At 38.7% G+C, this 13185-nt stretch carries 13 protein-coding genes; 9 read left to right on the plus strand and 4 right to left on the minus strand.

The annotated features are described in order from the left end of the window. Positions 1-3 precede the first annotated feature (3 nt). From AB3G38_RS21640 to AB3G38_RS21675, 8 genes are all read left to right on the plus strand, one after another. The gene (locus tag AB3G38_RS21640; protein ID WP_367865786.1) at positions 4-3261 is read left to right on the plus strand and encodes a DUF6443 domain-containing protein; all 3258 of its coding nucleotides are present in this window, start codon (positions 4-6) and stop codon (positions 3259-3261) included. Between the two features lie 11 nt (positions 3262-3272). Next, complete coding sequence (locus AB3G38_RS21645) at positions 3273-3749, plus strand: hypothetical protein (RefSeq protein ID WP_367865787.1); 477 nt, start codon at positions 3273-3275, stop codon at positions 3747-3749. Beyond that, entirely contained in the window at positions 3733-4215 is a 483-nt protein-coding gene (locus tag AB3G38_RS21650) for a DUF4304 domain-containing protein (protein WP_367865788.1), read from the plus strand. The genes AB3G38_RS21645 and AB3G38_RS21650 overlap by 17 nt, the downstream gene beginning before the upstream one ends. Continuing rightward, complete coding sequence (locus AB3G38_RS21655) at positions 4208-4513, plus strand: hypothetical protein (protein WP_367865789.1); 306 nt, start codon at positions 4208-4210, stop codon at positions 4511-4513. The genes AB3G38_RS21650 and AB3G38_RS21655 overlap by 8 nt, the downstream gene beginning before the upstream one ends. A 122-nt stretch (positions 4514-4635) precedes the next feature. Continuing rightward, complete coding sequence (locus AB3G38_RS21660) at positions 4636-5073, plus strand: hypothetical protein (protein WP_367865790.1); 438 nt, start codon at positions 4636-4638, stop codon at positions 5071-5073. Positions 5074-5160: 87 nt separating this feature from the next. After that, the gene (locus AB3G38_RS21665) at positions 5161-5583 is read left to right on the plus strand and encodes a hypothetical protein (protein ID WP_367865791.1); all 423 of its coding nucleotides are present in this window, start codon (positions 5161-5163) and stop codon (positions 5581-5583) included. A gap of 65 nt (positions 5584-5648) precedes the next feature. Further along, complete coding sequence (locus tag AB3G38_RS21670; RefSeq protein WP_367865792.1) at positions 5649-5960, plus strand: hypothetical protein; 312 nt, start codon at positions 5649-5651, stop codon at positions 5958-5960. Positions 5961-5974: 14 nt separating this feature from the next. Next, entirely contained in the window at positions 5975-6517 is a 543-nt protein-coding gene (locus AB3G38_RS21675) for a hypothetical protein (protein WP_367865793.1), read from the plus strand. Between the two features lie 621 nt (positions 6518-7138). On the opposite strand, the gene ychF is transcribed toward AB3G38_RS21675, so the two are convergent. After that, complete coding sequence (ychF, locus tag AB3G38_RS21680; protein WP_367865794.1) at positions 7139-8233, minus strand: redox-regulated ATPase YchF; 1095 nt, start codon at positions 8231-8233, stop codon at positions 7139-7141. A gap of 132 nt (positions 8234-8365) precedes the next feature. On the opposite strand from ychF, the gene AB3G38_RS21685 reads away from it, so the two are divergent. Next, complete coding sequence (locus tag AB3G38_RS21685; RefSeq protein ID WP_367865795.1) at positions 8366-8848, plus strand: DUF5362 family protein; 483 nt, start codon at positions 8366-8368, stop codon at positions 8846-8848. 26 nt (positions 8849-8874) lie between these two features. On the opposite strand, the gene AB3G38_RS21690 is transcribed toward AB3G38_RS21685, so the two are convergent. From AB3G38_RS21690 to AB3G38_RS21700, 3 genes are all read right to left on the minus strand, one after another. Then, on the minus strand, positions 8875-9561 hold the full coding sequence (locus AB3G38_RS21690) for an SRPBCC family protein (protein WP_367865796.1): 687 nt from the start codon (positions 9559-9561) through the stop codon (positions 8875-8877). A 2-nt stretch (positions 9562-9563) separates the two neighbouring features. Then, the gene (locus AB3G38_RS21695; RefSeq protein ID WP_367865797.1) at positions 9564-9809 is read right to left on the minus strand and encodes a hypothetical protein; all 246 of its coding nucleotides are present in this window, start codon (positions 9807-9809) and stop codon (positions 9564-9566) included. Between the two features lie 205 nt (positions 9810-10014). After that, entirely contained in the window at positions 10015-13164 is a 3150-nt protein-coding gene (locus AB3G38_RS21700; RefSeq protein ID WP_367865798.1) for an efflux RND transporter permease subunit, read from the minus strand. Between the last annotated feature and the right edge of the window lie 21 nt (positions 13165-13185).

Raw genomic sequence — 13185 nt, forward strand, 5'->3', positions numbered from 1 at the left:
ATCATGAACAGAGCTTTTTTATACCAGATATCAGTGATTTCTTGCTTCCTGATGTTGTTGCCATGTTTTTTTAGTCAGGTGATGGCGCAGTCTTCAGATCAGAATTATATCCAGACTGTTAAAGTACGGGTAAGCGGTTTAACCACAGAAGCAGCGGTCAGCAGTGCGATGAGCAATAAAAACAATGCGCAGGTCACCATCCAGTACCTGGACGGGCTTGGAAGGCCAATGCAGGTGGTACAGCGGCAAGGCAGCCCGCTGGGCAAGGATATAATTCAGCCCATTGCCTATGATAGTCTTGGCCGCGAGATTAAATCTTATCTGCCTTATGTCTCTGGGGTAAGCAGTGGGATTTACCAGCCGGGTGCACTGAGCGGGCAGCAGGCCTTTTACAATAGCCCGCCTACCGGTGTGGTCGGTATTCCCAGCATATCCGGGCAGGCAGCTTACTCGGAAACCAAATTCGAGGCTTCTGCTCTGAACAGGGTACAGCAGCAGGGGTTCCCCGGTGCGGACTGGAAAATTGGTGGCACCCATACCAGGAAGCAGGGATATGGGTTTAACGGGGCCAATGACGTGCGGTTATGGAAGATGACAGATACCGGGGCTGTGGGGACTACTTATTTCCCTAAAGCCAGACTATATACAGATACTCTGGCAGATGAAAATGGGAATAAAAATATCACCTACACAGACCTCGAGGGTAAAGTTATTTTAAAAAGGGTTCAGGACAACAGTGGTTACCTCAGTACCTATTATGTATATGACGAGCTGAATAACCTGAGGTATGTGATTCCACCGGGCTTTATAGCTGCCGTGTTTTCCGAGAGTAATGCAAGCTTTGACCGCTACATCTATGCTTATCATTATAATGGCAAAAGACAGGTCATAGAGAAGAAAATCCCGGCAAGGGGCTGGGATTATATGGTTTATAACAGGATTGACCACCTGGTGATGTCCCAGACTGCTACCCAGCGGGCCAATGCACCCCAGGAGTGGACGATCTTTAAATTCGATGAACTTGGCCGCCCGGTATTAAGCGGGATTTATGTCCATACAGGCAGTGCCGCTAATACCAGTTACAGGACGGTTCAGCAGGCAGCTGTCGATGTCAATAGTAATTATTGGGAAAACAGTACCCTGACCGGTACAGGGTATACGGCCAATACTTATCCCACCAGCTGGGCCAGCACCTTAAGCATCAATTATTATGACAATTACAATTTCCCCGGGGGGACGACTTATAGTTATGCTGCGGCCAGCACAATGACCAATGGGCTTTTGACCGGCACTAAAATCAATGTACTGGGTACCTCAAACCTGCTGTTAAGTCTCAATTTCTATAACAACAAGGGACAGCTGGAAAAATACTTCAGCCAGCATTACCGGGGCGGTGTAGTGAGTACCGGTAATTATGACGAGGTCAGTAGTACCTATCTGTTTAGCGGTGAACTGGCCACCAGCACGAGGAAACATTTTGCAGGAGGCAGCCAGGCCGTGCAAATTGCGATGCGTTATCTATATGACCACATGGGGCGCAAAACGAAAACCTACCAGCAGATGGATACCAATACAGAAGTGCTGCTTTCGGAAATCGCCTACAATGAACTCGGACAGCCCTATACCAAAAGTTTGCATAACGGTTTGCAGACCACGACATTCAGCTACAACAGCCGGGGCTGGTTAACAGGCAGTTCTACACCGCTTTTTGCGCTGCAGCTCAAATACAATGATGGCAGTATCCCGTGCTACAATGGTGACATTACCGAACAAAGATGGGGAACGCCTGGAAGCCTGGGCAAGTCTTATACCTATAGCTATGATAAACTTAGCCGGCTGACCGACGGGGTTTCCGGAACAGGTAACCATGAAAAGGAAATCAGTTATGATGTGATGGGCAATATCCTCTCGCTCAAAAGGGATGCAGCGGTACAGAACTACACCTATACCGGTAACCGGTTAAATAGTGTTAGTGGTGGTGTTAGCCGGTCATATACCTATGATGTGAACGGCAATGCACTGACTGACGGGATCAGCACGATCACTTATAATTTCCTGGATCTTCCAGCGACAGTGACCAGTGGAGGGGTAACCACTGCTTATACCTATGATGGGGCAGGAAATAAGTTAAGAAAGGTCACCGGTTCAGCAGTGACTGAATATATTGCCGGGATACAATATACAGGAAGCACCATTGATTTTATTCTGACTGAAGAAGGACTGGTGAGAAAAAGCGGGTCAAATTATTTATATCAGTATGATTTGAAAGACCATCTGGGCAATAGCAGGTTGTCATTTGATATTTTTAACAATGCGCCCCGTGAAGTACAGCACGATGATTATTATCCTTTTGGGAAGGCGTTTAACAGCTGGACATTTGGTCAGCGAAATAATTATCTTTATAATAGCAAGGAGTTACAGGGAGAATGGGGAAGATACGATTATGGGGCAAGGTTCTATGACCCGGTAATAGGGCGTTTCAATACAGTAGACCGATTAAGTGAAGTAAGTAGACGTTTTTCACCCTATATCTATGGTAACAATAATCCAATCAGATTTATCGATCCCGATGGTATGGCTGTTGAGGATATGGTTGATGGTGTTAGATATACTGGGGATGATGCTATATCAGCTTTTAATCAATTAAAGTCGCAGCTTAGATCTTCCCAAAATAGTGATGGTGGTAAGAAAAAAAAAGGCAAAGATAAAGTTCCTTTATCAGGATCTGAACAGATCGCAATAGGATTGAGAAATTATGGTGGTGATTATTCTGGTAGTGCGTTTGATTGGGCAATGTATTCTTTGGATCAACTTAACCAATTTAATCCTATAGCTAATGTTTGGGATGGAATAACTGGTTCAATAGATGGCACTGATAGGCTCGGTAATCCTCAGAGTGATTTCGAAACGGGCTTAAAGTATGCTTCCAGTATTCCAATCGGTAAAGTTGCTGGTGCAGTCGCAAACGCAGCAGAAAAAGTTGAATTGGCTGTATTAAGGAAAGGTATTGCGACGGCTCTTTCAAATTCAAATAATATTAGTCATATTATGCAATCTAAGCATGGTTTGGAAGGGATATTAAAAATAGCTGGAAGTGAAAAGAATGTTGTTCGTAAATTGTTTTTATCGTTAGGACAACAATCCTCTTTACCTGCTTCAGGCAATTTCGAAAGAATTATTAGTGTATATGGTAAACAAGTTACAGTACGTGGCGCAGTAGTATCAGGAATACCTAGGATCTCAACTGCTTTCATACCTTAAAATTATATAAGATGGAAATAGATTATATCAAACAAATAAGTGAGCTTGAAAATAATATTAAAAAAAATAAAATTCCATTAATTGCAGACCTCGTGAAGGAGACATTTGTTGCGTGGTATATGTTAGTTGAAGGGAATCTTTTGTTAAGAGAGGACTATCTTCAAGAAATCTTGAATAGAAACATTAATCTGATACATACGTTTTATCCTGGTAATCCTGAATTGCAGTTTTTACAAGGATGGATGATAGAAATAAGTCCTTGGTTTTTTGATGTAGAGGATGAGGACATAGGGGCAAAATACTTAAAGTTAGCTTATAATGCTCAGCCTAATAATACTCTTTATAAATGGGCTTTGAGAGATGAAATGAATATCCCTAAAGTTCTTTTAGCACAAATGAAAGTATCATTGATCATAGATTATAACAAATATTATATTGATTACACGCCAATCAAGGAATATTTCAAAGACATTGTTTCAAACTCATAATCTCTCTTCTGAAATCACAGTATTTACCATAAATATTGGTGTTTATTCCAATTCTTTAAAAGTATTCGATCAACCAGGGATAAAGTCAAAACCTTTAGTAGCCGATTGTCATTGGCGCCAGCGAATAGGTTTCTTGTTACCTGAACAAAAAGATTATTGGTGGCATATTAACGATAATATTTCTTTAGATTACTTAATAACCGAAGTGACTAATGTATTAATATCTATAGCTATACCAGAAATAAAAAGACATATTACTGATAAAAGTTTGGAAGAAAATTGGATGAATAGAACTTCTGCTGGTCTAACTGAACAACAAATGTATCTTTATTTAATTGCCTTACTTAAGGCTAGAGGTAGTGATGATTTAGGGAAAAAGGTTGAAGAGTTGAAATCTTTATCCAAAGGAAAACCCTTTGAACAAAACATTAAAGATTGCTTACTTGACTTAGGAATTAATGCTTAAGGATATATTAATTGGTAATTGGATTCTGGATCCATTAGATATAAAGTCACTTCAGATATATGGAGATATCTCTATTGAATTTAAAGATAATGGGGAGTTGATATACAAAATACATTCAAATGAAAAAGATGAAGTTATTAATATGACTTACGAAATCAAAGATGAAGGTATATTAATTACAGATCAGCCGTCATTTCCATATAAAGAGGAAACTAAATTCAAAATAACATTTGAAGATAAACTAGAGTTATATTTTAGTGGTCTAAAGTCAACTTATATAAGAAAATTTGATTATTGATATAATACTTTTCGAACACAGTATTCCTATTTTGGGCAATCTAAAGAATGGGATATGACAGGTTTTCCTATAAATATTCATAATGTGAGTCCATCAGATATTAACAATTTAATCAATAGAAAATGAAAAAAGTTATAGTCATATTTTTAATAAATTTTGTTTGCTATGGGTGTTCTTATGATCCAGGACTTCCTCAAAATGAAAAATTTAAAGTAATAAATAACTCTGAACAAGATATTTTTTGTTACCCGGTGCTTAATGATAGCCTTGATGATATCCCATTAATAATAAATAATGAAACTAGAAAGTCGGATAAGTTTTTGTTTCAAATATTGGAAATTCCAGCTAAAAGATCTAAAAGTTTAAAAGGGGTATCGGGATGGGATGGGTTTATTAGTGAAAATAGTAAGGACAGTCTTATCCGCTTATTCATATTTTCTAAAGCATTTGTAAAAGAGTATGGTTGGAAGGATATTGTGTCAACAGGAAAATATACTAAGAAATATATTTTAAATGAAAATGATCTCGAAAAAATTAACTGGGAGGTTATTTATAAATAAAAATCAAAATTAATCTTACGTTCGGAGTACGATTATGGAGCACGGTTCTACGATCCGGTAGTTGGGAGGTGGGACGTAGCAGATCCAATGGCCTCTAAATATTTAAATTTTTCTCCTTACAATTACGCTGCAAATAATCCTATAAAAATTGTCGATCCCAATGGCAAAGAGATTATAACATTGACAGGCGAGGATGCGGTAAAAGCATTATCTGATCTTAAAGCCATATTTGCTGAGAAAAAGTTTTCAGAGTTTTCTAAGTTGTTAATGAGAACGGGTAAGAACCAGAATGGAAAAAGCATAAAAAAAATAGACAATAATGAATTAGAAGCGGCTTTGGACGGGGCTGACTTGAATCAGGATGAACGGGCACTAATTGATATAGTGGTAAATACAATAAATTCTTCTGATAAACATTTGGTAGAATATACCCAAAAGGACAAAGTTATATCGCAACAAGGATCAACAGCTATAAATAATAGTGTGGGGGGGCATATACGGACTTTATAAAAGCAAATGGGGGATTACAGTCTTTATTTGTTTATAACAGGGGTGGCGCAGGACTTACAACTCTGATGAAAGGCGGTACATATACAGCTTTAATTGAAGGTTTGTCAGATGCTGATAGTGGAAACGGATACATAAATAAAGAATCTGGAGAGAATGGTTTTAATCCAATTGGCAGAGCTTTAACGTTTGGACATGAAGTGTTTGGACATGGTAGATCGGCAGTATTGGGAAGACTAGATAGCCAACACTCTGATGCAATTCAATTGGAGAATTTAATATTGAGAGTAATGGGTAAAGGCAATATCCAAAGAGATGGTAGTAATCATGATAATAATACTAAAATTTCTAATGCCAGTGCAATACCAAGTTATCGATAATCTAAATTAAAATTATGAAACGTTTAGTTTGTATACTTTTATTTCTTGCTTCTTATGAAGCATTTGGTCAAAATTCTGAAGATAGTCATATGTTAAAGGCTAACATGGTTACAAAAAAGTATTTAAAGAATAGTTGTCAACTAGATTATTTACTTTATAATGTAGATGAATTTTATGTTTTTATTGTAAATAGTGGAAATAAATATAAACAGTATTTAGTCGATATTAAACAAGAAAAAATAGATAGCAGTATAGTTTCAGAAGATAAAAACAAAATCTTTAGAGTTGTTTTTTCCAAGCCATTATCACCTTGTAATTTTCTCTACTTTGAAAGAGATTCGATAATAAGGTTTGGACATTATCCCTTCTTACATAATATGCAAAGAATGGAATACTTTGTTTTAGTTAAGAAAGGAGTTAAGTATATTGAGTATTGCGTGCCTTCATTATTTGTTGAAAACGATCCAAAAAGAAGTTGGTATCCAATAGATAAAAAGTTAAGGATCTTTCTTTTTGGAATTCATGGTAACTGGTTAATCAGAAAAGAAAAAAAATGAACGCTACAAAGTAAGTTTTACAGATAACAAAAATCTTAAACCATGTAACTCCTCCTGAAAATGGGACCGTATAAAAGGTGAAAATTCCTAACTTTAACAGAAATCATGAACTTACAATACTGGGTATTACCAGGAAGAAACTTTATATTATAGTTGAAATTGTATAAAAAAACTTCTTTAAAATTAACCTGATGGACAAAGACATTCTTTATATCTTTTTAATAAAACAGGCTGGTGTAACCATAGAAGAATTATCGGATGAAGCTTTATTAGAAGATGATCTGGGTATCTCTGGTGATGATGCATTTTAACTTATCGTTGCGTTTGGCAAAGAATTTAACGTCGATGTGTCAAATTTTATGGTTGCAGATTATTTTAGTGGAGAAGGAGATTTTATTCTGCCAGCTATTATCAATTTCTTCATAGGAAAGAAAGAAAAAAACGTCTGGAATTAAGAATAAAACATCTTGAAAAAGCGATAATTGCAGGTCGTCTTAATGAAGAAGTAATAAACTCTTAGAGAGTAAAAGACTGTAGCACTGTCTAAAGCTGCATTATAACCCCGCAGCTACAATAACTCCGGCCTGCCTGAACAACAGGCCGGAGCTCATTAAAAATTAATTATACGTTGAAACGGAAGTGCATGATATCACCATCCTCAACTACGTAAGTTTTACCTTCAACACCAAGTTTTCCGGCATCCTTACAAGCATTTTCTGACCCTAAAGTAATGAAGTCATTATATTTAATTACCTCAGCACGGATAAATCCTTTTTCAAAATCTGTGTGGATTACACCAGCAGCCTGAGGCGCAGTAAAACCTTTAGTAATTGTCCAGGCTCTTACTTCCTGAACACCTGAAGTGAAATAAGTATATAAATTCAGTAAACGGTAAGCCGCAAGGATCAGTTTATTTACACCAGATTCAGTTAATCCCAAATCAGATAAAAACTCCTGACGTTCTTCATAGCTTTCCAGTTCAGCAATTTCAGATTCAATTTTAGCAGAGATAATCAATACTTCTGCGTTTTCGCCTTTCACCTTTTCCTTTACCAGGTCAACATAAGCATTTCCATTGATTACAGAATTCTCATCTACATTACAAACGTACATGACAGGTTTCTGTGTTAACAGACCTAAATCCTGGATAAAGTCGAAATCTTCTTCAGTCAAAGCTGCCGAACGAACAGATTGTCCGCTTTCCAGGTGAGGCTTGATTACGCTCAGAATTTCAAAAGTCTTTTTAGCTTCCTTATCTGTTTTAGCCAGTTTCTCCACTTTCTGAATACGTTTTTCTACCGTATCCAAATCCTTAAGCTGTAATTCAGTATCGATAATCTCTTTATCACGGATAGGGTCAACAGAACCATCCACATGGATTACATTTCCATCGTCAAAACAACGAAGAACGTGAATGATTGCATTCGTAGCTCTGATGTTTCCTAAAAACTGGTTTCCCAATCCTTCACCTTTGGATGCACCTTTTACCAAACCAGCGATGTCAACAATTTCGATTGTATTCGGAACTACGCGATTTGGTTTGACCAGCTCAGCAAGCTTGGTTAAACGCTCATCAGGAACCGTAATGATACCAATATTAGGTTCGATTGTACAGAAAGGAAAATTTGCAGCCTGAGCTTTTGCGTTTGATAAACAGTTAAATAAGGTGGATTTTCCAACATTTGGTAAACCAACTATCCCACATTGTAATGCCATGAATGATTTTTTTCTTGATTTGGCGCAAAGGTATCAAATTTTTTAAATCCATCCTGCAATAAACTTGTGGTACAACCAAATATTCTTTATGTTTAAAAAATTAAAATAGATTTTTCAATACAATATAAGATCATGGACAACTTTGAAGAAATAGAACCAGAATTGCAGGAGGATGCGGAGGTTGATGCATTATGGATTACCGAGGATATACGCAGTTATATCTATCAGGCGGCGAAGTGGACGAGATTTCTATCAATTGTAGGCTTTGTATTCGCAGCTATGTTTGTGATGTCTGCGTTTAGCGTAGGAGCAATTTATTCGACTTTAAGCTCAGCCATGCCAGGCAACCCTTTGCTGAAATTAGGGCCAGCGGTACTGACTGTCTTTTATTTGCTAATCGGACTTTTACAGTTTTACCCTAGCTTTTTACTTTATAAATTCTCTACTTCAGCTAATAAAGCTGTTTTATTTGCTGATCAGCCAAGCTTAGGTGAAGCCATGAGCAAGTTAAAATCATTCTTTAAATTCTGGGGAGTAATGACTATTGTACTGATCGCAATGTATATCCTGATGATTATCATGGTAGTTGCTTTTGCAGGACAAGCACCAGCTTAATCATTTATAAAATTACCTGTATAATATTATACAGGTAATTCTACCTGGTGTTTGAAAGTTTTAATCTCCTTGGTGAGCAAGTGCTCTAAATAAGGATTTAATAACCTGGCAACACCTATTCCAAGCCCTCCTGCGGGCGGGTGATAAGAAATAACAATCTTAAGGACAGTACCCAGTCCATCCGGAGTTTCTTCAAACTCTACTCTTCCCACATGACGCAGTACAGAATCAGCAGTTGATTTCCAGCCGATCAGATGTCCGGGTTCATCTTTTACGATTTCTGCCTTCCAGTCAACCGGGATTAAATTTCCCAGTACCTTACTCTTCCAGAGCGATAAATGTTCATCGATCATCTTCACGTCCATCAGGTAATTTAAACTTCCTGGCAGGTTTTTCAGATTTCTCCAGTAACTGTATACTTCGGCAGCAGGTCTGTCGATCACAAATTCACCACGCACATTGATTGCTTGTGGTTTTCTGGCATCGATACCTAATTGCTCATAGAACAGACAATGTCCGCTGAATCCTCTGTAGGTAAGGTAGGCACCATATAAGAATCTTGGTCTGAAAGGATTGCTCAGGCTTTTGTTTAATAAGATAGCCCCGGCAAATACAGAAACAAAACGTTCTGTTAAACCTACATTTGAATATTGATGTTTTTCAATAGAGAATTTACCTGAACGTAACTTTAGATGTGTCTTTGGCGCTTCCATAGTTATGATTTATTTTCAATTTGATGTCCAATACTGTCAATATCGTCCTGGCTCAGGTCACCCCAAAGCTGCTCCCATTGACCATCTTCATCCTTTCTGATCTGTGTGAGCTGTTCGCCTTCCGATTTACAGATAAAATATTCAACGCCATCGCTCGTTTCATCGGGCTGTACCTGGATGGTTTGATTTGCGCCATTCAGCGCTGCTGTAATTTCAAATTCCGGATTGTGTAATTCTAAATCTGCCATAGTTTGATGCTTAGTCTGATTACTTAACACCTCAACTGCGGGACTGTTTCACAAAAGATGGATAAAAGTTAAAAAGGGGTAGCCGCTTTCGCGGTACCCCTTTAAAGTGTTTGCACAATTGAGCTTCAAAAATCTGCCAATTCTCTGGCTCAATGCAAACACAACCCTAACCAACTGAAAAAAAAGTTTTTAGGATTGCGCATCCTTAATGATGCGCTACTCCTGCCGTATCCCTGGTGTCTGTCAGGTGTCTGGCTTTTTTATGATAAGCCCAATAAAATACAATCGGGTACACAAATAAACTGAATAAGGTATTTGTAATTAAACCTCCAATTACAACAATCGCCAGAGGTTTTGAAGCCTCAGAACCAATTCCTGTTGACAGTGCAGCAGGCATAAGTCCAATTGCAGCCATCATAGCGGTCATAATTACCGGACGCAGCCTGGTCGCAATACCATCCTTCAAAGCATCTGGAAATGACCAGGTAGGGTGGTACTTCAGTTCTGCTATGTTTGACTTGAACTTGGTCAGTAAAATTACCCCGTTCTGTACACAGATCCCGAATAAGGCTATAAAACCAATACCGGCCGAGATGTTAAAATTGACACCGGATGCCAGCAGCGCTAAAACACCGCCGACCATGGCAAAAGGAACATTGTTCAGTACCAGCAATGAATCTTTAATATTTCCGAATAAAACAAACAGGATAAAGAAGATCAGCAATAAACTGATTGGAACTGCCTGAGACAACCTCGCTGTTGCACGCTGCTGATTTTCAAAATCTCCAGCCCATTGCAGTTTATATTCTTTAGGTAATTTAATTACTGAATTTACTTTCGCTTGTGCTTCTGCAATAGTGCTTCCCATATCTCTTCCCCTGATCGAGAATTTAATCGCCCCATACCGCTGGTGTTTATCACGGTATATAATACTTGGGCCGGTTACTTTTTTAATCGTGGAAATTTCACTCAGTGGTACTTTTGCGCCCGAAAGGCTTTGTATTCTCAGGTTACCAATAGATTCCTCATTTTGTCTGAAAGAATCAGGATACCTGATCCTCAGCTCAAACTTACGTTCACCTTCATAGATCTGGGTCGCTGCTTTTCCGCCAATCGCCATTTCAATAACAGCATTTGCATCTTCTGCCCTTATTCCATATAAGGCCATTTTTGTCTGATTCAGGTTGATTTGTAATTCAGGTTGTCCTAAGTTTCTTAAAATCCCTAAATCTTCAATGCCTTTAACTGTTTTCAGGATGTTTTCGATCTTTTCTTCCTGTTTCTCGATGAAACCAAAGTCATTCCCGAACATTTTGACTACAATCGATCCTTTTACGCCGGATACTGCTTCTTCTACGTTGTCAGAGATTGGCTGAGAGAAGTTAAGACTAATCCCCGGATAACCTTTTAACCGCTCTTGCATGCGCTGAATCAGCTGCTCTTTACTCTCTTTGCGCTTCCATTCATCCTTCGGATAAATGTCAACCAGGAATTCCATATTGTAAAAACCTGTCGCATCAGTACCATCATTAGGTCTTCCGGTTTGAGAGACTACTTGTTTGACCTCATCAAAATGAAGGAAGATCTTGCGGATCTCATTAGATAGTTTTTTAGTTTCATCTAATGAGATACTCAGCGGTGCACTTGCACGCACATAAATAGAGCCCTCATCAAGCGATGGCAGAAACTCTGTACCCAGGAATTTGAAACTGAATAAGCCCAGGACCAGGATCACCAGTGAGATGCCGAATACCAGTTTTCTCGCTTTGAAACAAGCATTGTAAAACCGGATTGTTCCATTGGTAATGGCACGCAGAAAGAAGTTGTGTTTCTCTTTTACATTTTTGTTTAACAGGACACTTGCCAGTGCAGGTACCAGAGTAAAAGTGAGGATCAATGCACCCAGTAAAGCAAAACTTAACGTCCATGCCAATGGGGAGAACATTTTCCCCTCAACTTTCTCAAAGGTAAAAATAGGTAGTAACCCTGTAATGATAATTAGTTTGGCAAAGAATATACCTTTACCATTCTCTAAACAAGCTCTTTTAATGATCCCGAGTTTACTCAGGCCATTGAATTTTTGCATTCCGGCAGCCTGCGCACGGTGATCCAGGGCAACAAAAATTCCCTCGACCATCACCACGGCCCCGTCTATAATAATACCGAAGTCAATCGCCCCCATCGACAGTAAGTTGGCAGACATTCCCTTTAATTTCAAACAAATAAAGGCAAATAGTAAAGCCAGTGGAATGATGATAGACACAATCAGCGTAGTCCGCCAGTCTGCCATGAATAAGAACACAATAACAGTAACGAAGATAATCCCCTCCATCATATTGTGCATTACCGTATGGATTGCGAAATTTACCAGGTTCTCTCTGTCATAGAAAGTATTGATCTTCACATCCGGCGGCAGGATATTATCATTGATATCTTTAATCTTCTCTTTTAACCGGGTTAATACCTCGCTCGGGTTTTCGCCTTTACGCATCACTACAATCCCTTCTACCACATCAGGGTCATTGTCCCTGCCAACCTGCCCCAATCTTGGTAAAGCACTCTCTGTGACGTCGGCAATGGTTTTTACATAAACTGGTGTCCCGTTTACATTGTCTACAATCACATTGTTGATCTCATCAATATTATTGAGTACGCCAATTCCACGAACTACATAAGCCTGACCGCCCTGGTTGATTACATCACCACCCACGTTGATATTACTTTTGGATACCGCCTCGAAAAGTTCAGCTGCAGTTACTCCATATTGTATAGATTTTTGTGGATCAACAGTAATCTGGTAGGTTTTAACCTCTCCACCAAAACTCACCACATCGGCGATGCCTGGTACAGAAAGCAATTCTCTCTCTACTACCCAATCCTGCAATGTTTTTAATTCCCGGATTGATTTCTTGTCGCTTTTTAAAGTATAACGGAAAATCTCACCCGTTGGCCCGTAAGGAGGTTCAACTTCAGGATTTACACCTGCCGGGATATCTGCTTCGGCAATGTGATTGTTAACCTGAACTCTTGCAAAGGCATAATCTACATCGTCTTCAAATGTTATTTTAACGATAGATAAACCAAATAGCGAAGAAGAACGGATACTGGTTCTTTTTTCGGTCGGGTTCATTGCTATTTCAAGCGGTCTGGTTACAAACTTTTCTACCTCCTCGGCACTACGGCCCGGCCATTGTGTAATAATCGTAACATTCGTATTGGTTACATCTGGAAAAGCCTCGATGGTGGTGTGCTTAAAGCTCAGGTAACCAGCTACGATCATCACCAGGGTAGCAAAGAAAATGAAGATCTTATTTTTTAGGGAAAAACCTATGATCGTCTTAATGAATTTATTCATTATAGTGAATTTTTATCTGGT

The sequence above is a fragment of the Pedobacter sp. WC2423 genome (assembly GCF_040822065.1).
Taxonomy (GTDB): Bacteria; Bacteroidota; Bacteroidia; order Sphingobacteriales; family Sphingobacteriaceae; genus Pedobacter.

What these genes read in the sequence shown, in the direction of transcription:
- AB3G38_RS21640 (WP_367865786.1), top strand. Translation starts at nt 4, where the DNA reads ATGAACAGAGCTTTTTTATACCAGATATCAGTGATTTCTTGCTTCCTG.
- AB3G38_RS21645 (WP_367865787.1), top strand. Translation starts at nt 3,273, where the DNA reads ATGGAAATAGATTATATCAAACAAATAAGTGAGCTTGAAAATAATATT.
- AB3G38_RS21655 (WP_367865789.1), top strand. Translation starts at nt 4,208, where the DNA reads ATGCTTAAGGATATATTAATTGGTAATTGGATTCTGGATCCATTAGAT.
- AB3G38_RS21660 (WP_367865790.1), top strand. Translation starts at nt 4,636, where the DNA reads ATGAAAAAAGTTATAGTCATATTTTTAATAAATTTTGTTTGCTATGGG.
- AB3G38_RS21665 (WP_367865791.1), top strand. Translation starts at nt 5,161, where the DNA reads ATGGCCTCTAAATATTTAAATTTTTCTCCTTACAATTACGCTGCAAAT.
- AB3G38_RS21670 (WP_367865792.1), top strand. Translation starts at nt 5,649, where the DNA reads ATGAAAGGCGGTACATATACAGCTTTAATTGAAGGTTTGTCAGATGCT.
- AB3G38_RS21675 (WP_367865793.1), top strand. Translation starts at nt 5,975, where the DNA reads ATGAAACGTTTAGTTTGTATACTTTTATTTCTTGCTTCTTATGAAGCA.
- ychF (WP_367865794.1), bottom strand. Translation starts at nt 8,233, where the DNA reads ATGGCATTACAATGTGGGATAGTTGGTTTACCAAATGTTGGAAAATCC.
- AB3G38_RS21685 (WP_367865795.1), top strand. Translation starts at nt 8,366, where the DNA reads ATGGACAACTTTGAAGAAATAGAACCAGAATTGCAGGAGGATGCGGAG.
- AB3G38_RS21690 (WP_367865796.1), bottom strand. Translation starts at nt 9,561, where the DNA reads ATGGAAGCGCCAAAGACACATCTAAAGTTACGTTCAGGTAAATTCTCT.
- AB3G38_RS21695 (WP_367865797.1), bottom strand. Translation starts at nt 9,809, where the DNA reads ATGGCAGATTTAGAATTACACAATCCGGAATTTGAAATTACAGCAGCG.
- AB3G38_RS21700 (WP_367865798.1), bottom strand. Translation starts at nt 13,164, where the DNA reads ATGAATAAATTCATTAAGACGATCATAGGTTTTTCCCTAAAAAATAAG.